Annotated in this window: 16 protein-coding genes; 13 read left to right on the top strand and 3 right to left on the bottom strand. The window is 74.0% G+C overall.

Annotation, left to right across the window (positions count from 1 at the left end):
• Window positions 1-17: 17 nt before the first annotated feature.
• Both LPA54_RS11020 and LPA54_RS11015 read left to right on the top strand, forming a co-directional pair.
• Window positions 18-716, top strand: coding sequence for an ATP-binding protein (locus tag LPA54_RS11020; protein WP_228976323.1), 699 nt, complete (start codon window positions 18-20; stop codon window positions 714-716).
• 69 nt (window positions 717-785) lie between these two features.
• Window positions 786-1,757 carry a DUF5926 family protein gene (locus tag LPA54_RS11015; RefSeq protein WP_228976321.1) on the top strand — a complete coding sequence of 324 codons (972 nt, stop codon included), beginning with the start codon at window positions 786-788 and terminating at the stop codon, window positions 1,755-1,757.
• A 218-nt stretch (window positions 1,758-1,975) separates the two neighbouring features.
• On the opposite strand, the gene LPA54_RS11010 is transcribed toward LPA54_RS11015, so the two are convergent.
• Window positions 1,976-2,686, bottom strand: a complete 711-nt coding sequence (locus LPA54_RS11010) for a hypothetical protein (protein ID WP_228976319.1) — start codon at window positions 2,684-2,686, stop codon at window positions 1,976-1,978.
• A gap of 196 nt (window positions 2,687-2,882) precedes the next feature.
• Entirely contained in the window at window positions 2,883-3,563 is a 681-nt protein-coding gene (locus tag LPA54_RS11005; protein WP_228976317.1) for a bifunctional DNA primase/polymerase, read from the bottom strand.
• A gap of 557 nt (window positions 3,564-4,120) precedes the next feature.
• Here LPA54_RS11005 and LPA54_RS11000 point away from each other — a divergent pair.
• A complete protein-coding gene (locus LPA54_RS11000; RefSeq protein WP_228976316.1) occupies window positions 4,121-5,956 on the top strand; it encodes a PP2C family protein-serine/threonine phosphatase in 1,836 nt (611 codons plus the stop codon).
• Window positions 5,957-6,145: 189 nt separating this feature from the next.
• Complete coding sequence (locus tag LPA54_RS10995; RefSeq protein WP_228976315.1) at window positions 6,146-7,609, top strand: aminopeptidase P family protein; 1,464 nt, start codon at window positions 6,146-6,148, stop codon at window positions 7,607-7,609.
• A gap of 151 nt (window positions 7,610-7,760) precedes the next feature.
• Here LPA54_RS10995 and LPA54_RS10990 read toward each other — a convergent pair whose 3' ends face one another.
• The gene (locus LPA54_RS10990) at window positions 7,761-8,207 is read right to left on the bottom strand and encodes an ATP-binding protein (protein ID WP_228976313.1); all 447 of its coding nucleotides are present in this window, start codon (window positions 8,205-8,207) and stop codon (window positions 7,761-7,763) included.
• Window positions 8,208-8,428: 221 nt separating this feature from the next.
• Here LPA54_RS10990 and LPA54_RS10985 point away from each other — a divergent pair, with 221 nt between their 5' ends.
• The 9 genes from LPA54_RS10985 (at window position 8,429) to LPA54_RS10945 (ending at window position 18,372) form a co-directional block, all read left to right on the top strand.
• Window positions 8,429-9,217, top strand: a complete 789-nt coding sequence (locus tag LPA54_RS10985; RefSeq protein WP_228976310.1) for a hypothetical protein — start codon at window positions 8,429-8,431, stop codon at window positions 9,215-9,217.
• A 252-nt stretch (window positions 9,218-9,469) separates the two neighbouring features.
• On the top strand, window positions 9,470-10,201 hold the full coding sequence (locus tag LPA54_RS10980) for a YcnI family protein (protein ID WP_228976308.1): 732 nt from the start codon (window positions 9,470-9,472) through the stop codon (window positions 10,199-10,201).
• A gap of 44 nt (window positions 10,202-10,245) precedes the next feature.
• Entirely contained in the window at window positions 10,246-10,944 is a 699-nt protein-coding gene (locus tag LPA54_RS10975) for an SCO family protein (protein ID WP_228976307.1), read from the top strand.
• Window positions 10,941-11,489: a copper chaperone PCu(A)C gene (locus tag LPA54_RS10970; protein WP_308112833.1), complete on the top strand. Its 549-nt coding sequence runs from the start codon at window positions 10,941-10,943 to the stop codon at window positions 11,487-11,489. Before LPA54_RS10975 ends, LPA54_RS10970 begins: the two co-directional genes overlap by 4 nt.
• A gap of 22 nt (window positions 11,490-11,511) precedes the next feature.
• The gene (locus LPA54_RS10965; RefSeq protein ID WP_228976305.1) at window positions 11,512-13,464 is read left to right on the top strand and encodes a FixH family protein; all 1,953 of its coding nucleotides are present in this window, start codon (window positions 11,512-11,514) and stop codon (window positions 13,462-13,464) included.
• 8 nt (window positions 13,465-13,472) lie between these two features.
• Window positions 13,473-14,717 carry an iron uptake transporter deferrochelatase/peroxidase subunit gene (gene efeB / locus LPA54_RS10960; RefSeq protein ID WP_228976304.1) on the top strand — a complete coding sequence of 415 codons (1,245 nt, stop codon included), beginning with the start codon at window positions 13,473-13,475 and terminating at the stop codon, window positions 14,715-14,717.
• A 35-nt stretch (window positions 14,718-14,752) separates the two neighbouring features.
• Window positions 14,753-15,691: a prephenate dehydratase gene (gene pheA, locus LPA54_RS10955; RefSeq protein ID WP_228976302.1), complete on the top strand. Its 939-nt coding sequence runs from the start codon at window positions 14,753-14,755 to the stop codon at window positions 15,689-15,691.
• Window positions 15,692-16,291: 600 nt separating this feature from the next.
• On the top strand, window positions 16,292-17,569 hold the full coding sequence (gene serS, locus LPA54_RS10950) for a serine--tRNA ligase (protein ID WP_228976300.1): 1,278 nt from the start codon (window positions 16,292-16,294) through the stop codon (window positions 17,567-17,569).
• Window positions 17,566-18,372: an HAD family hydrolase gene (locus tag LPA54_RS10945; protein ID WP_228976298.1), complete on the top strand. Its 807-nt coding sequence runs from the start codon at window positions 17,566-17,568 to the stop codon at window positions 18,370-18,372. The genes serS and LPA54_RS10945 overlap by 4 nt, the downstream gene beginning before the upstream one ends.
• Window positions 18,373-18,418: the final 46 nt, after the last annotated feature.

Below are 18,418 nucleotides of genomic sequence, written 5' to 3'. Positions count from 1 at the left end.
GTGGCGGTCCGTGTCGAATGCGTCACTGGATGCGGACTGGCCGGTTTCCGGTCCAGGCCATTGGGGCATCCACTCGATGGCGTGGGGCGAAGGAGGTCTCGGGGGTGGCGTTGGTGGTGGCACGGGAAGTGCCGACGTCGTCGAGCATGGCCGTACCCCACGGCCCTGCGGGCGTGGGCGAGGCGAGGCACCGGATGCGGGAGCAGCTGCGGCGCAGCGGCGTCTCGGAGCCGGTCGTCGACGACGCCGTACTGATCCTCTCCGAACTGCTCAGCAACTCCTGCCGGCACGGCAGGCCGCTGGGCGCGGCCGACGCCGGCGAGGGAGCGGTCCGCGCCTCCTGGCGCGTCGACGACCGCGGCGCCCTGACGGTCGAGGTCACGGACGGCGGCGGGCCGACCCGCCCGATGCCGTCGACGCCGTCGGTCACCGCCCGGGGCGGCCGCGGACTCAACATCATCGACGCGCTCTCCCACGAGTGGGGCGTCCGGGACGGCGCCGCGGGCGAGGTGACGGTGTGGGCCCTCGTCGCGGGATCGGCGCCGAGGCCGGACGGTGTCGCTACGCGCGTCAACGGCCACCGCCGCGGCTCCTCGCCGCTCGCGGGCGCGGGCGCGGGTGGCGTGCGCGGGGCGCGGGCCGCCCGGACGGGCGCGGCCGCGGTGCCGCTCGTGGGCGATCTCGGCTTCCTCGACGTGTACGGGGACGCCGACTGAGGCCCGGGGTCCTCCCGTACGGCTAGGCTCGCCGCCGACACAGGACCGCGTTCCACGGGAGACCCACGCATGGCCAAGAAGCGCCCCCAGAAGAAGGCCGCCGGCGCACCGCAGGTGACGAACGGTGAGGTGCCGGTCGTCGGTGCCCGGGAGCCCTGCCCGTGCGGTTCGGGCCGCCGCTACAAGGCCTGCCACGGCCGGGCCGCCGCCCACGCGGCCACCGAACTCGTCCAGCGCCCGTTCGAGGGGCTGCCCGGCGAGTGCGACTGGGTCGCGCTGCGCGAGCTGGTCCCCGCCGCGACCGCGCCGCTGCACCTGAAGGGCGGGCTGCCGGACGGCGTGCCCTCGGTGAAGCTCGCGACCGTCCTGCCGATGGCCTGGCCGGCGCTGCGCCGCGACGACGGCTCCGTGCTGCTGGCGCTGCAGAACGACACGTCCTCCGGCGACCTCGCCCGCGACCTGGCGGACACCCTCCAGCGCGCCCTGGAGGCCGAGCCGGGCACGCCCGTCGCCGCCCGCCGCGTGCCGGCGGAGGGGCCGCGCCTGCAGGACCTGCTCGACGCGGAGGCGGGCTTCGAGCCGACCGTCCACACGGGGTTCGAGTTCTGGGTGCCCGAGTCCGCGGACAGCGCCTCGCCCGAGGTCGCCGCCTCCCTGGAGCGGGCCAACGCCGCCGCCATCCCGACGGTGAAGCTGCCGGGCGTCCAGGCCGCGTACTGGTGCGAGACGCCGGACAAGAACCACCTGCGGTGGGTCATGCCCCACCCGGAGGAGGAACTGCTCGACGCGCTCGCCCGGCTGCACGCCGCGGGCACGTCCTCGCTCGGCGAGGACACCCGCCTCGTCGGTTCGTTCCGGGCGCACGGTCTGGTCGTCCCCGTCTGGGACCTGCCGACCGGCATGTCCGCGGCGGACTGCGAGAAGCCGGCCGCCGCGTTCGCGGAGCGCCTCGCGGACGCGCTGGCCTCGGACGCGCCGCTGACGGCGGAGGAGCGGCGGGCGCGCGGCGGGCTCACCAACCGTCAGGTCACGCTCAGCTGAACGAGTGAGGCGGGGCCGGTCCGCGCGTCCGGCCGGATCTTTACCGGGCCCTTACCGACCGGTAAATCGCTGTCCGAATAAGCGAGATCGAATTTGCGAACCGCCGATCTCTTGTTACCGTTCTAGGAGCCCGGTCGCTGGTGCATCCCCCGTCGCCAGCGACCGGGTTCTTGCTTTTTCCCGGAATCCGACCTTCCGGTTCGTTTCCGCCCGTCGGCTCAGCCGAGCCGCGACGGCGGGCGCACGCTCCCGGACCGCAGGAGCAGCGGGCTCTCCGCGTCCCCGCCCGCCGCGAACTCCGCCACCGCCGTGTACTCCTCCGCGTCACCGCGCCCCTCCTGACGTGGGGTTTCGCAGGTGCCGGGCTCGTCGCCCGCCGGGACCGCGCAATGCGTCCGCACCGTGCGGCCGGCCGGACCCATGAGGCTGAGGACGGCGTGCAGCTCCTCGCCCCTGGTGTTGCGGTAGTAGGTCCGCGCCCATGTCGCCTCGCCGTCGGTGACCACACAAGTCTGCGCCTCGACCCTGTGCGGGGAGACGAGAGCCGGGCCGCACCGCGTGACGCGTCCCGCGCCCGACACCTCCGACGGGTCGTCGGTTTCGGTCATCCGCGCGTCCGGTGGGCCTTTCCGGTCGGATCCGCCGGACGCCTCGGACGGGTCTGACGCGTCGGACGTGCCCGCAGCGCCGTACGCGCCGGTTCCGTCCGGGTCGGACGCCGCGCCGGACGTGTCCGAGCCGGAGGCGGGGCGCGCAGGGGCGTGCGTCGGGCGCTGGGCGGGGGCCGGGGCCACCACCACCGGGCCGGACCCGCCGCCGGCGACGAGCCCCGCCTCGCGGGGGCCGCCGGCCGGTCCGGCCGCCGCCACGAGCGGCAGCAGCGTGGCGGCGAGCACGACGGCGCCGAGCCCGATCATGCGGAGGTTCATGGGGTGTCCCACCTGACCCGTGGGGCCTGTCGGGTGTCTGACGGTGGGGCGACGATAGCGGGGCCGGGCGCGCGCCTTCCGGGCCGCGCGCCCGTTTCCCGTACAAGTCGGCCGGGCTTCACACCCGTACGAGTGACCCCTCGGCGGCCCCTCCGGTGGCACCCCCGCGGTGTCCCGACGGGCGGCCCCGGGGGCGTCAGTACCGGAGCCGGCTGCCGCCGTCCGGCGCGCCCGTGCTCGCCTCGACGAGGGCGTCGAGGACCGCCTCGACATCCGGCAGCCACGGCGCGGACCCGGCGAGCGGCGGCCGCTCCCAGCGCACGGCGCCCGTACCGGTCTCCGACGGCGGCAGCACCACGTAGCCGCCGTCGCCGTGGAAGCGGAGCGAACTGGGCACGCAGTCCTTCGCGTACAGCAGCTCGCCGAGCCGCTCCAGGGAGTAGGGGGCCACCAGCAGTGACCAGCGGGTGGGGGTCGCCATCACGGGACCGATGCGCAGGCCGCCCCGGTCCAGCACCGCCAGGGCGCGGGCGGCGGCGAGGGCGGGGAGGCTGATCGCGCAGGGGGCGCGACCGCCCGTGGCCAGGACGACGGGGGCGTCCGGCCGGTTGGTCCACCACCAGCGGACCATCCGCGGGTCGGTGGAGGCCGCGAGGAGGCCGGGATCGAAGGGGTGCGCGCCGGGGACGACGCAGTCGGGATCGGGGCAGGCGCAGCCGCGCTGCCGGTCGCCGCGGCCATCCGTCGCCTTGAGCCCCACGCCGGGGAGGACGGGCCACTGCCACTCGGTGGCGCAGCGGAGTGCCGCGTCGAGGTGGGCTTGACCCTTCCTGCGCCCGAACCGGAGCCTGCGTCGCCTACCGAGGATCTCGCGCATGAGCGCTCGTTCCTTTCCGTTGAACGCCGAGGTCCACATCACAACAACATGTGTGCGTTACTTCACTGTGCGTACGAGCCGACACGCTGCCGCCTGGGCCGCCGGCAGGGGCGCCGCGCGGCCGGACGAGCGCCGCTTGCGGGGCCGGCCTCAGCCGATTCCGTGGATCGCGTGGCGAGGGGTGGCGCGAGCAGGGCGCTTTTCCGTATCACCGGTGCGGTCCCGCCGAGACGGCACCGCCGAACCGGCACCGCTTGCGTGCCGCCGCGCCGTCCCGCTGATCCTCTCCCCGCCAGGCACACGCGAGGCCGGGGCGCGCCCTCGGTGGTGAGGACGCCGGGACTCCCCGACGCGTTCCGGGCCTGCCCCAACTTCCCCTGGCCTCCACCGATTACGTACCCCGCACGCTCGGAATGACGCCGTAGCCCGAGCCGGCTGGGTGTCGCCTCGGGTGGTGCCCCTTGTCGAACGCGCTCAGTCGACCGCAAAACCTGCCCATCGGGGCTATTTTTTGGCCAAGTTCAGCATCGCACAGACACCACGCGTCCCGCAGGACAATGCTGGACATCCCCTCACGTGTACGTGTACATGTGGATGCACTGATAGCGGCGCAGCATGACATGCGGATTGACATGGGGGTTTGCGATGCTATTGAGCAAAGAAGAGCAGCCGGAAAGCCGGCTTCCATGAGCGCCCCTCACCTGCCGAAAGTGGCCGGAATCGATCCAGCGGTTCCCCATCCTGCGCACACTGCAACGCCTCTCGCGGGCATTCCCGCCGCGGCCCCCGCACCCGGCACGCCGATCCAGGACCGGCTGGCGGGCTGGGTGTCCGACCTGACGACCCTCCACGAACTGACCGAGCGCCTCGCCCGGACGCGCACCCTCGACGGGGCGCTGCGCGAACTCCTGCGGGCCGGCGCCGCGCTTGTCGGGGCCCGTCGCGGCATGGCCGTCCTCGAACCCGCCGACGGGCACGGCCCCGCCACCACCATCGGCCTCGGGCTCGCCCACGCCGACCTCGGCACCATCGAGACCGTGCCGCGCGGCGCCACCTCGTACGGGCGCCTCCTCGACGGCCTGCCCGGCGGGCCGCCCCCGCCCCCCGACCGGCGCCCCGCCCCGGACCCCGCGGCTCCGGTCCCGGGCGGCCCCGTGCCCGCCGTGCCCGGCCCCCTCGCCGCCCCCGACCTCGCTCCCCCGGGCCCCGCCTCCCCCGCTGCCGCCTCCCCGGACCTCGCCGGCGGCGGCCTTTCCGCCGGTGACGTCACGGCCGGTGACGCCGCTGCCGGTGGGCTCGGTGCCGGCGGGCTGGTTGCCGGCGGGCTGGTTGCCGGTGGGCTCGGTGCCGGTGGGCTGGGTGCCGGTGGGCTCGACGGTCCGGACCTCGCCGCCCGCGACATCGCCGCTCCGGACCTCCTCGGCGACGAGCAGTTGGACCCGCGCCACCGCGAGGTCGCCGCCCGCCTCGGCTTCGCCGCCAGCTACGCGCTGCCGCTCGACGCCGACGGCACCGGCCGCCTCGGCGCCGCCGTCTGGCTGTACGACGAGCCGGCCGAACCCGACGCGCGCCGCCGCCACCTCGTCGGGCTCTACGGTCGGTACGCCTCCGAGCACCTGGCCCGACTGCTCGAACTGGAGCGGACACGCGCCGAGATCGCCACCCTCACGGACGAGTTGCTGCCCACCCGGATGCCGCGCGTGCCGGGCGTGCGCCTCGCCGCACGGCACGTCCCCGGCGCGCGCGGCGGCGGCGACTGGTACGACGCCCTGCCGCTGCCGGAGGGTGCCCTGGGTCTGGCCGTCGGCTCCGTCTCGGGGTCGGGTCCGAGCGCCCTGGCCGCCATGGGGCGCTTGCGGGCCTCCCTGCGCGCGTACGCGGTCATGGAGGGCGAGGACCCCGTCGCCGTCCTGTCCGACCTGGAACTGCTGCTGCGCCTCACGGAACCGGCGCGGTCCGCGACGGCGCTCTTCGCCTTCGCCGAGCCCGCCCGGCGGAAGGTCGTGCTGGCCGGGGCCGGCCACGCGCCGCCGCTGGTCGTGGGCGACCGCCGCACGGAGTTCGTCGAGACGTCGCTGTCGGCGCCGCTGGGGATGCTCGCCTGCTGGGAGGCGCCCAGCGTCGACCTCGTGGTCGAGCCCGGGGAGACCGTGCTGCTGTACACGGACGGGCTGCTACGGCGGATCGGCGGCCCGGTGGACCGTGCCTTCGCCCGGCTGCACGCCGCCGCGGCCGGTGTGCCGAGGGTCGACCGCACCGATCCCGGGGCGGTCGCCGACCACGTGCTGCGGCTGGTGCTCGCCGATCCAGCCCCCAACGCGCCGGGCGGCGGCCCGGCGGACGGCAGGGAGGGCGACGAGGACGTCGTGATGCTCGCCGCCCGCTTCGACTAGAGGGTGTGTCTCGCGGCCGGGGCGGGACCCCCGCACGGAGCGGGGACGCGGACCTTTCGGTCAGGTACCGGCGGACCGCTTCTTCGCCCCTGGGCCTCCTTACGCACGCCCGTACGATGGTGGACGTGACCCCGGACCCCCAAGGTCCGGGTCAGGGGGTTCAGTGTCGTACCTGAAGGAGGCGGACCCGTGGCCGATGAGCTCACTCCGGAAACCCCGGAGAGCGACGAAGAGGCGATGCAGCAGCGCAAGAACGGCCTGTACCCGGGCGTCTCCGACGAGCTCGCCGAGAACATGAAGGCCGGCTGGGCCGACACCGAGCTGCGGGACCTGCAGCCCGTCGCGCAGGCCGCGCACACGGCCGCCCGCCGCGCCGCCCTCTCGGCCCGCTTCCCCGGCGAGCGCCTGGTGGTCCCCGCGGGCAACCTGAAGACGCGCGCGAACGACACGGAGTACAGCTTCCGCGCCGCCACCGAGTACGCCTACCTCACCGGCAACCAGACCGAGGACGGCGTCCTCGTGCTGGAGCCGAAGGCCGACGGTGAGGGCCACGAGGCGACGCTGTACCTGCTGCCCCGCTCCGACCGGGAGAACGGCGAGTTCTGGCTCTCCGGCCAGGGCGAGCTGTGGGTGGGCCGCCGCCACTCGCTGAGCGAGGCCGCCACCCTGTACGGCATCCCCACCGACGACGTGCGTGAGCTGGCCGGCAAGCTGCGCGACGCCACCGGTCCCGTCCGTGTCGTGCGCGGCTACGACGCCGGTATCGAGAAGGCCCTCACCGACAAGGTCACCGCCGAACGGGACGAGGAGCTGCGCGTCTTCCTCTCGGAGGCGCGGCTCGTCAAGGACGACTTCGAGATCGCCGAGCTGGAGAAGGCGTGCGCCTCCACCGCGCGCGGCTTCGAGGACGTCGTCAAGGTCCTGGACAAGGCCGAGGCGACCTCCGAGCGGTACATCGAGGGCACGTTCTTCCTGCGCGCCCGCGTCGAGGGCAACGACGTCGGCTACGGCTCCATCTGCGCCGCCGGCCCGCACGCCTGCACCCTCCACTGGGTGCGCAACGACGGCCCGGTCCGCCCCGGCGACCTGCTCCTGCTGGACGCGGGCGTGGAGACCACCGAGCTGTACACCGCGGACGTGACGCGGACGCTGCCCATTTCCGGCACGTTCACCGACATCCAGCGGAAGATCTACGACGCCGTGTACGAGGCGCAGGAGGCGGGCATCGCGGCGGTCAAGCCGGGCGCCGCGTTCCGCGACTTCCACGACGCCGCGCAGCGCGTCCTCGCCGAGAAGCTCGTCGAGTGGGGCCTGCTGGAGGGCCCGGTCGAGCGCGTCCTGGAGCTTGGGCTCCAGCGCCGCTGGACCCTGCACGGCACCGGTCACATGCTCGGCATGGACGTCCACGACTGCGCCGCCGCGCGGACCGAGGCGTACGTCGCGGGCACGCTGGAGCCGGGCATGTGCCTGACGGTCGAGCCGGGCCTGTACTTCCAGACGGACGACCTCACCGTCCCGGAGGAGTACCGGGGCATCGGCGTCCGGATCGAGGACGACATCCTGGTCACCGAGGACGGCAACCGGAACCTCTCGGACTCCCTGCCGCGCACCTCCACCGAGGTCGAGGCGTGGATGGCGGGCCTGAAGGGCTGAGCCGGCCGTTCCCACCGACGACAGCGTCCCCCCGCCGGAGCACCGGTGGGGGGACGCTCGTGTTTCACGTGAAACATCGCCGGGGGAGGCGGCTGTCCGGGCCGGGACCCGGCCGCGCTGTCGCCGTTTCACGTGAAACGGCGACCGGGCCTCAGGAGGTCAGGGCCAAAGGTGCGCCCGCGCGCCACTTCACGATCTTGTCGAAGGAGACGACGGCCCCGCCCCGCCCGGCCCTGTTGCCGAAGTGGACGTGGTCGGCCAGCTCCTCGATCAGACGCAGTCCCCGCCCGCCTTCGGCGTCGACCGGCGCCGGATCGGGCGCCACCGCACGCACCGGACCGGTCGGGAAACCGGGTCCCGAGTCGGACACCTCGATGCAGCACCTCTCCCCGTCCAGATAGGCGGTCACCCGGAACTCCGCCGAGCCCTCCCCGGCGTGTTCCACGGCGTTCGCGCAGGCCTCCCCGAGGGCGAGCGACAGGTCGTAGGAGGTGTCCGGGTCGACGCCCGCGGTCTCCATCGTGCCGAGGAGGAGGCGACGGGCGAGCGGGACGCTCGCAGCCTCGCGCCGCAAATGGAGGGACCACCAGATGCTCATGCTGAAGCCTCCCGGCCGCGGCTCGACATGTCGTTACGTATTGCCCTGTATTCGCTCGGTAAGCATGGAGTTGACGCCGGCTACCTCGTTCAGCGGATGCGGGTGCCCCGGACGCCGGTGTACGGGGCGTCGGCAGGTGCCTTTCGGGATTCCGGCGCCAAAGGCGACGTACCGGACCTGCCGTAGGGACCGCGGGGGCGTGGTGGGATGATGGCCGGGCCATGTCTGCCCCCCTTGGTCCACGGCTGCTGAGGGCCGCGGTGTTCACCGCGGTCTGCCTCGTGCTGTCCGCGCTGGGCCACTCGCTCGCCGCGTGCGAGCCCGTGCCGTGGTGGACGTTCCTCGTCGGCTTCGCCGTGATTCTCGTGCTGTGTCTGCCGTTCACCGGGCGCCGGCGCTCGCTGCCGGCGATCACGGCGGCCCTGGCGGGCGGGCAGCTCGGCCTGCACACCCTCTTCGGGGTCGGACAGGAGCACGTGGCGCCCGCCGCTTCCGGAGGCCCCGCCGGAGACGCGCTGATCCGCGCCGCGGCCCGGCTGATGTGCGGCGGGAGCACCAGTGGGCTCACCCCGGGCGAGGCGCATCGGATCGTGACGACCGCGGGCCTCGACCCGGCGACCGCCGCGGCCGCCGCCGGTCCGGCGACCACCGCCGTCCCGGTCGAGACGCCGATGCTGCCGAACCTGTCGATGGTCCTCGGGCATCTGCTCGCCGCCGTCGTGACCGGCTGGCTGCTGCGCCGCGGGGAGCTGGCGCTGCTGCGGCTGGGCCGGCTGGCCGAGCTGTCGGCGCGGGGCGCGGTCGAGGCGGCCGAGGAAGCGCTCGTACGGGCTCTGCGCGCGGCGCTGGTCCTCGTGCGCGTCCTGCTCGCCGGGGTGCGGTCGCTGCTGGCGGAGGCGCTGCTCGGCGCACACGCCCGGGAGGACGTGCCGCCGCCCGCGGCAGCCGGGGCCCTCCAGCACTCCGTGATCAGGCGCGGGCCGCCGGTCGCGCTCATGCTCGCGGCCTGACCCCCGCGGTCCGGCATCCCGCCACCCCCGCGGCCCCACCGGCGTATCCGTGCGCCGACACATCCGACTGCTCTTCCGGTCCCCGTCCGGCGCCCGCGCGCGTCCCGCACACCACCGTGCGGCGGCCCCCGCCCGGCCGTCCGGAGCGGTCGGCCCGTGCCGGTACACGGACCTCACCGTGGTGGTGTCGCCGTGCCCCGCGCACGCACGTCCGCGCGCCGGCGCCCCGCCCCTGCACTGGAGTGTTCCCACATGAACGTCACCCGTCCGTCCTCGCGCCTCGCCCTCGTCTCGGGCGTCGCCGTCTCCTCCGTCCTCCTGCTCTCCTCCGCCGCCCACGCCCACGTGACCGTCCAGCCTCAGGGCGCGGCCGCGAAGGGCGGGTACGCCACGGTCAACTTCAAGGTCCCCAACGAGCGGGACGGCGCCTCCACCGTGAAGCTGGAGGTCACCCTCCCGAAGGACCACCCCCTCGCCTCCGTGATGCCGCAGCCCGTGCCCGGCTGGACCGTCGCGGTCGAGAAGGCGAAGCTGGCCACCCCGCTCGACCTCCACGGCAAGAAGATCACCGAAGCCCCGTCCAAGATCACCTGGACGGCGAGCGGCTCGAAGATCGGTCCCGGCCAGTTCCAGCAGTTCCCCGTGTCGCTCGGCCGGCTCCCCGAGACCACCGACCGGCTCGTCTTCAAGGCCCTCCAGACGTACGACAACAAGGAGGTCGTGCGCTGGATCGAGGAGCCCGAGGAGGGCAAGGCCGAGCCCGACTCGCCCGCGCCCGTGCTGGAGCTCACCGCCGCCGGGGCCGGGCACGGCGCCGCCGGAGCCAAGCCCGCGGACGACGAGGACGGCTCCCGGGCCGTCGCCTCCGACGACGAGGACACGGACACCACGGCCCGGGTCCTCGGCGTCGTCGGCATCCTGGTCGGAGCCGCCGGCGTCGCCTTCGGCGCCCTCGCGGGCCGCCGCCGCTCCGCCTCCGCATGAGCCACGCCCCCCTCCCGCCCCTGACTGATCTGAGAGACAACGTGATGCGCAACGTCCTCCGCGCCGCGCGGCCCCGTCCGGCGGCCCGGCGCACCCGGCTGGCAGCCGCCGCCCTCGCCGCCGCGTCGGTGCTGACCCTGTCCGCCTGCGGTACCGGCTCCACCTCCGGCGACAGCCCCGTCACCGACGTGTCGGTGGCCCCCGACGCCGACAAGCCCGGCACGATCCTCGACCGGCCCTTCGACAAGCCCGACCTGGTCCTCACGGACACCACCGGCAAGCCGTACGACCTGCGCGCCCGCACCAAGGGCAAGCCGACCCTGGTCTACTTCGGCTACACGCACTGCCCGGACGTCTGCCCGCTGACCATGAGCAACCTCGCCACCGCCATGAAGGAACTGCCCAAGGCGGAGCGGGACAAGCTCGAGGTCGTCTTCGTCACCACCGACCCGGAGCGCGACACCCCGGCCGAGCTCGCCAAGTGGCTGCCCGCCGCGGGCGACCCGAGCTTCGTCGGGCTCAGCGGTCCCTTCCCGACCATCCAGGCCGGCGCCCGGCAGCTCGGCATCGGCATCGACCCGCCGTCCAAGGACAAGGACGGGAAGATCGTCTCCATGCACGGCGCCCAGGTGATGGCGTTCTCGCCGAAGAACGACCGCGGTTACGTCGTCTACGGCGAGAGCACCACCGTCGAGGAGTACGCCAAGGACCTGCCGAAGCTCATCCGTGGGGAGAACCCGTGACCCGCCGCACCACCACCGCCCTCTCCGCCGCCCTCGCCCTGGTCACCGGCCTCGCCCTGGCGGGCTGCTCATCCGCCGGCGCCGCGGACGGCGAGCCGCGGGTGGAGGTCGCCGGGGCGTTCATCCCCGAACCGGTCAACGCCGACATGGCAGGCGGCTTCCTCACGGTCACCAACACCGGTGACACCGGGGACACCCTCACCTCCGTCACCAGCGACCTCTCCGACGACGTGCAGATGCACGAGACGAAGAACCAGAAGATGCGGCAGGTCACCTCCTTCGACGTGCCCGCCCACGGTGAACTCCGGCTGGAGCGCGGCGGCAGCCACCTGATGTTCATGGAGCTGAAGCGCACTCCCAAGAAGGGCGACACGGTCCGCCTCCGACTGAACTTCAAGGAGTCCGGCGCGATCGACGTCCGGGTCCCGGTCGAGGACCGGACCCACAACCCGGCGACCGGGCGGCACGACGGCCACGCCGCGACCGACGGGCACGGCGGGCACGGCTCGCCGCAGCCGTCGGACCACGACGGCATGCGGCACTGAACGACGAGGAAACAACCCCCACATGACCGCCGACGATCCCCGCCCCCACTCCCCCAGCCGGCGCCCGCGCCGGCTGGGGGCCCTGCTGCTGCTCACGGCGGCGCTGCTCGGCACCGCGCTGTGCGGCGCGGCGTCCGCGCACTCCACCCTGACCGGCAGCGACCCGCAGGACGGTGCGGTGGTCGCCACCGCACCGCAGCGGGTCACGCTCACCTTCTCCGAGCAGGTCGCCCTCGGCGACGACAGCATCCGCGTCCTCGAACCCAGCGGGAAGCGGGCGGACACCGGTGAGCTCCAGGACCTGTGCAGCGGATCGCTCGTCCGGTACGGCGTGGACCTCCGCGACGGGCTCCCCAAGGGCACGTACACCGTCGCCTGGCGGGCCGTGTCGGCGGACAGCCACCCGATCTCGGGGGCGTTCAGCTTCTCCATCGGCGCGCCGTCCGCGACCGCGGTCGTCCTGCCGGAGCAGCGGACGGGCGGCGGTGCCGTGGGCGTGCTCTACGACGCCGGCCGGTACGCGTCGTACGCGGGGTTCGTCGTGCTCCTGGGCGGGGCGGCGTTCGTGCTGGCGTGCTGGCCGCGGGGGGCCGGCGTGCGGCCGGTGCAGCGGCTCGTGGCGTACGGCTGGGTGACGCTCACCGCGGCCACCCTCGCCCTGCTCCTGCTGCGCGGGCCGTACACCGGCTCCGGCGAACTGGGGGACGCGTTCGACGCGGGTGTGCTCCAAGGCGTCCTGGCCACCAAGACCGGTGCCGCGCTCACCTCCCGGCTGCTGCTCGCGGGGGCGGCGGCGCTGTTCGTCGCCGTCCTGTTCGGTCCGTACGCGCGGCGCGAGGGGCCGGGCGACCGGCAGGACCTGGTCTACGGGCTGGGCGTCGGCGGGACGGTCGTCGCGGCGGGGCTCGCCGGTACGTGGGCGCTGTCGGAGCACGCGTCGACGGGCGTCCAGCCGTGGCTCGCCATGCCGCTGGACGTGCTGCACCTGCTGGCCGTCGCGGGCTGGCTGGGCGGCCTCGCCGCGCTGCTCGTCGCGCTGTACCGGGCGCCGTCGATCGAGCGCGCCGCGGTGCTGCGGTACTCGCGGCTGGCGTTCGGCGCCGTGCTGGTGCTGGTCGGGACGGGGCTGTACCAGTCGTGGCGGCAGGTGGGCTCCTGGACGGCGCTGACCGGTACGGCGTACGGGCGGCTGCTGCTCGCCAAGGTCGCGCTGATCGTCGTGCTGCTGGGCGCCGGCTGGGTGTCGCGGCGCTGGACCCGCCGGCTCGCCGGGACACTTCCGGCGGAGGCGTCAACGGCGCCGGAGGCGTCGGAGCGGCCGGAGGCGTCGGAGCGGCCGGAGGCGTCGGAGACGGCGGAGCCGGCCGTGGAGGGGGCCGCGTCCGGGCCGGTGCACGACCCCGTGCGGGCCGCGCAGCTCGCCCGGCAGCGGGCCGCCGTGGCGGTGGCGCGCGAGCGGCGCGTCCGGGACGCGGACCCCGCGCGGGCCGGGCTGCGCCGCTCGGTCCTCGCCGAGGCGTCCGTCGTCGTCGTCCTCCTCGGTGTGACGACCGTGCTCACCGCGACCGAGCCGGGGCGGACGCAGGAGCGGGCCGACCGGGCGCAGGCGGCCTCCGCCACGGCCGTGCCGGACCGTCCCGTCGACGTGAGCCTGCCGTTCGACACCGGCGGCCCGAACGGCAAGGGCACCGTCCGGCTGAACCTCGACCCCGGCAGGTCCGGGGGCAACGCGCTGCGCGTGGCCGTCGACGGGCCGGACGGCCGGCCGCGGGACGTGGCCGAACTGAAGGTGTCGTTCACGCTCGACGCGCAGGACATCGGGCCGCTGCCCGTCCCCCTCGACCGGGACGCCCCGGGCCGCTGGACGGCGCGCTCGGCACAGCTGCCGATGCCGGGCGACTGGCGGGTGCGGGTGACCGTGCGCACCTCAGACATCGATCAGACCACCATCGACAAGAACGTGAAGATCGGTTGACCTTGGACATGAGCGACAACCTGGAGATTTCGAGGCGGCGGCTGCTCGGCACCGTGGGCGCCGCGGGTGCGACGGGGCTCGCGGTCGGCGCGGCCGGTGGCGCCGTCGGCCACGCGGTGCTCGGCGGCGGTTCCGGTACGACGGGCCCGGCGCTGACGACCGTCGGTTCGACGCGCGTGCCGTTCCGGGGGGCCCACCAGGCGGGCATCCTCCAGCCGCTGCAAGCGCGCGGCCACCTCGTCGCGTTCGACCTGGCGCCGGGCGCCGGGCGCAAGGAGGCCGTCGCCCTGCTGCGGCGCTGGTCGCGGGCGGCCGAGCTGCTGATGGCGGGGGAGCCGGTGGGCCCGGGCGACGGCAGTGTCGCGCGGGACGCGGGACCCTGCTCCCTGACGGTCACGTTCGGCTTCGGGCGGTCGTTCTTCGACCGTACGGGGCTGGTGGCGCGGCGGCCGGAGGAGCTGGAGCCGCTGCCGGCGTTCTCGTCCGACCGGCTGGACCCCAAGCGGTCCGACGGCGACCTGTGGGTGCAGATCGGCGCCGACGACGCGCTCGTCGCGTTCCACGCGCTGCGCACGGTCCAGCAGGAGGCGGGCGCCGCGGCGAGGGTGCGCTGGCAGATGAACGGCTTCAACCGCTCGCCGGGCGCGACGGCGCAGCCCATGACCGCCCGCAACCTGATGGGGCAGGTCGACGGCACGGGCAACCCCAAGCCCACCGACCCGGGCTTCGACCGGCACGTCTTCGTCGCCGCCGGCGGGGCCCAGCCCTGGATGACGGGCGGGTCGTACGCGGTGGTCCGGCGCATCCGGATGCTGCTCGACGACTGGGACGCCCTGCCGCTGAAGCACCAGGAGGCCGTCATAGGCCGCCGGAAGTCCGACGGCGCCCCCCTCACCGGCGGCACCGAGACGACAGAACCGGACCTGGACAGGCTGGGCGCGGACGGCAAGCCGGTGATCCCGGCCGACGCGCACGCGCGCATCTCGGCGCCCGAGCAGAACGGGGGCGCGACGATGCTGCGCCGCCCGTTCTCGTTCCACGACGGGATCGGCCCGGACGGGACGCCGGACGCCGGACTGCTGTTCGTCTGCTGGCAGGCGGACCCGAGGCGGGCGTTCGTCCCGGTCCAGCGGAAACTCGACCGGGGCGACGCCCTGTCGGCGTTCATCCGGCACGAGGCGAGCGCGCTGTTCGCCGTGCCGGGCGGTCCGGCGGACGGCGAGTACGTGGGTCAGCGGCTGTTCGAGGCATGAGCCGCGCGGGGTCGGCGCGCATTAGGGTGACCGGTATGTCGGCCACGCGATTCACGTATCTCGGTCCCGAGGGCACTTTCACGGAGGCGGCCCTGCGCACGCTGCCGGAAGCCGCGACGCGGGAGCTGGTGCCGATGGTGTCGGTGCCCGCCGCCCTGGACGCCGTGCGCAACGGCGAGGCGGCCGCCGCCCTCGTACCGATCGAGAACTCGGTGGAGGGCGGGGTCACCGCGACCCTCGACGAGCTGGCCTCCGGCGAGCCGCTGATGATCTACCGCGAGGTGCTGCTGCCGATCGCCTTCGCGCTGCTGGTGCGGCCGGGCACGGCCCTGACCGACGTCAAGACGGTGACGGGGCACCCCGTGGCGCAGCCGCAGGTGCGGAACTGGCTGCGCCGCCATCTGCCGGAGGCGGTGTGGGAGTCGGCCGCGTCCAACGCCGACGGGGCCCGCCTGGTGCAGGAGGGCAGGCACGACGCGGCGTTCGCGGGCGCGTTCGCCGCGGCGACGTACGGGCTGGAGGCGCTGGTCGAGGACATCCACGACGCGGCGAACGCCGAGACGCGGTTCGTGCTGGTGGGTCGGCCGGCGAGACCCTCCGCGCCGACGGGCGCGGACAAGACGTCGATGGTGCTGTGGCTGCGGGACGACCATCCCGGCGCCCTGCTGGAGCTGCTCCAGGAGTTCGCGGTACGCGGCGTCAACCTGATGCTGATCCAGTCGCGGCCCACGGGCGCGGGCATCGGCAACTACTGCTTCGCCGTCGACGCCGAGGGGCACGTCGCGGACCGGCGGATGGGTGAGGCGCTGATGGGGCTGAAGCGGATCTGCCCGAAGGTGCGGTTCCTCGGTTCGTATCCGCGGGCGGGCGTCTCCGCCGCGGACGTGCGCGCGCTGCGCCCCGGTACGACCGACTCCGATTTCACGGCGGCGGCGGACTGGCTGACGCGGTGCATGGACGGCCGCGAGGGCTGAGGCCCGGCGGGACGCAGAGGCGGCTCGAGGCCGGACCGTACGAGTCCGGACCGTACGGGCGGGGCCGGCGCCGGGCGAGGCCCCGGGGGGGGGCGCCCTCGCAGGGCTTGGGCGACCCCGGCCACAGACGGCGAGTTATCCACAGGAAGGGCTCTCAACCTGGGGACAAGTCGACATCCGAGGAGAGGCCCACCCCTCCGCGATCCGGACAAGGTCGATAAATCGGTGTAGTCACCTCACCGATGTCCACAGGTGACTTTGTCGACCCCGTCACCCCAATTCCCATGTTCACCCCATTAGGGCGAGGAATTCCCACCCGAATGAGTGTCCAGTGCAGGTTTGAGCGTGGAAACCGCTACCGGGCACCCCACTTCCCGATTGATCAATTCAGAAGTCCACATCTCTTCCCCACAGCCTGTGGATAACATTTCCCGCCGCATCGGCTCTGTGGACAAGTGACGCGCGTGGACTCCGCATTGATGCCGATTCCCTGACACTCCCCCCATCATCAACAACTCCGGCAATCAGGACAAAGTGACACGCGTGGGGCCACGTGATATGCGGTGGGGTCCGGTCCGCGCACACCGGTAGCCTGGAGGGGTGATTGACCTTCGCCTGCTCCGTGAGGACCCCGACCGTGTTCGCGCCTCCCAGCGCGCCCGTGGAGAGGACGTCGACCTCGTCGACGCCCTTCTCTCCGCCGATGAGCGGCGCAGGTCGTCCGGCGTCCGCTTCGACGAGCTCCGCTCCGAACAGAAGTCGCTCGGCAAGCTGATCCCCAAGGCGTCGCCGGAGGAGAAGGCCGAGCTGCTCAAGCGCGCCGAGCAGCTGAAGGCCGACGTCAAGGCCGCCGACGCGGAGCAGCACGAGGCCGACGAGGAGACCCGTCGCCTGCTGCTCCGGCTCGGCAACATCGTCCACGCGGACGTCCCGGTCGGCGGCGAGGAGGACTTCGTCGTCCTGGAGACGCACGGCACGGTCCGCGACTTCGCCGCCGAGGGCTTCGAGCCCAAGGACCACCTGGAGCTCGGCGAGGGGCTGGCCGCCATCGACGTCGAGCGCGGCGCGAAGGTGTCGGGCTCCCGCTTCTACTACCTGACCGGCGTCGGCGCGCTCCTGGAGCTCGCCCTCGTCAACGCGGCCATCGCGCAGGCCACCGAGGCCGGGTTCGTCCCGATGCTCACGCCGACGCTCGTGCGCCCGCGCGCCATGGAGGGCACCGGCTTCCTCGGCCAGGCGGCGGAGAACGTCTACCACCTGGAGAAGGACGACTACTACCTGGTCGGGACGTCCGAGGTGCCGCTCGCCGCGTACCACATGGACGAGATCATCGACGCCGACAAGCTGCCGCTGCGGTACGCCGGTTTCTCCCCCTGCTACCGGCGCGAGGCCGGCACGTACGGCAAGGACACCCGCGGCATCTTCCGCGTCCACCAGTTCGACAAGGTCGAGATGTTCTCGTACGTCGCGCCGGAGGAGGCCGAGGCCGAGCACAAGCGGCTCCTGGAGTGGGAGAAGCAGTGGCTGACCTCGCTGGAGCTGCCGTTCCAGGTGATCGACGTGGCCACCGGCGACCTCGGCGCGTCCGCCTCGCGCAAGTACGACTGCGAGGCGTGGATCCCGACGCAGGGCAAGTACCGCGAGCTGACGTCCGCGTCGAACTGCGACAGCTTCCAGGCCCGCCGCCTCTCCGTCCGCATGCGCGACGGCAAGAAGGTGCAGCCGCTGTCGACGCTGAACGGCACGCTGTGCGCGGTGCCGCGCACCATCGTGGCCATCCTGGAGAACCACCAGCTGGCCGACGGCTCCGTGCGCGTGCCCGAGGTGCTCAGGCCGTACCTCGGCGGCCGGGAGCTGCTGGAGCCCGTGGCCAAGTGAGCGCCTTCCCCTACCGGCTCGTCGCGACCGATCTCGACGGGACGCTGCTGCGCTCCGACGGCTCGGTGTCGCAGCGCACCCGCGACGCGCTCGCCGCCGCCACGGCGGCGGGCGCCGCGCACATCGTGGTCACCGGCCGGTCCGTTCCCTGGACCCGGCACATCCTCGACGACCTCGGCTACGAGGGGCTCGCGGTCTGCGGCCAGGGCGCGCAGGTCTACCACGCGGGCGAGCACCGGCTGCTGACCTCGGTGACGCTGGACCGGCAGCTCGCGGGGCTCGCCCTGTCGAAGCTGGAGGCCGAGGTGGGCCCGCTGGCGCTCGCCGCCAGCCGTGACGGCCTGGACGGCGAGGTGCTCGTCGGCCGCGGCTACCGGGTCCAGGAGGGCCCGCTGCCGTACCTGCCGCTGGAGGACCCCGCGGACCTGTGGTCCGCCCCGCTGAACAAGATGTACGTGCAGCACCCCGACCTCGACGACGACGCGCTCGCCACGGTGGCGCGCCAGGTGGTCGGCGGACTGGTGGACGTGGTCATGGCCGGCCCGGGGATAGTGGAGCTCCTGCCGCTGGGCCTCAGCAAGGCGACCGGGCTGTCCCTGGCCGCCCGCCGCCTGGGGATGAAGGCCGCGGACACGATCGCGTTCGGCGACATGCCCAACGACATCCCGATGTTCGCGTGGGCCGCGCACGGCGTGGCCATGGCCAACGCCCACGAGACGCTGAAGGCCGTCGCCCACGAGATCACTCGGGGCCACGACGACGACGGCATCGCCGTGGTCCTGGAGAGACTGCTCGGCGCCTGACCCCCGGCGCGGCGTGCCGCCCCACCGCCCGGGTCCGGTCCGCGCC

This window comes from Streptomyces sp. DH12 (assembly GCF_020873895.1).
Classification (GTDB): domain Bacteria; phylum Actinomycetota; class Actinomycetes; order Streptomycetales; family Streptomycetaceae; genus Streptomyces.
The sequence above is the reverse complement of the archived record's forward strand: the minus strand, read 5'-3'. Positions and strand labels throughout refer to the sequence as shown.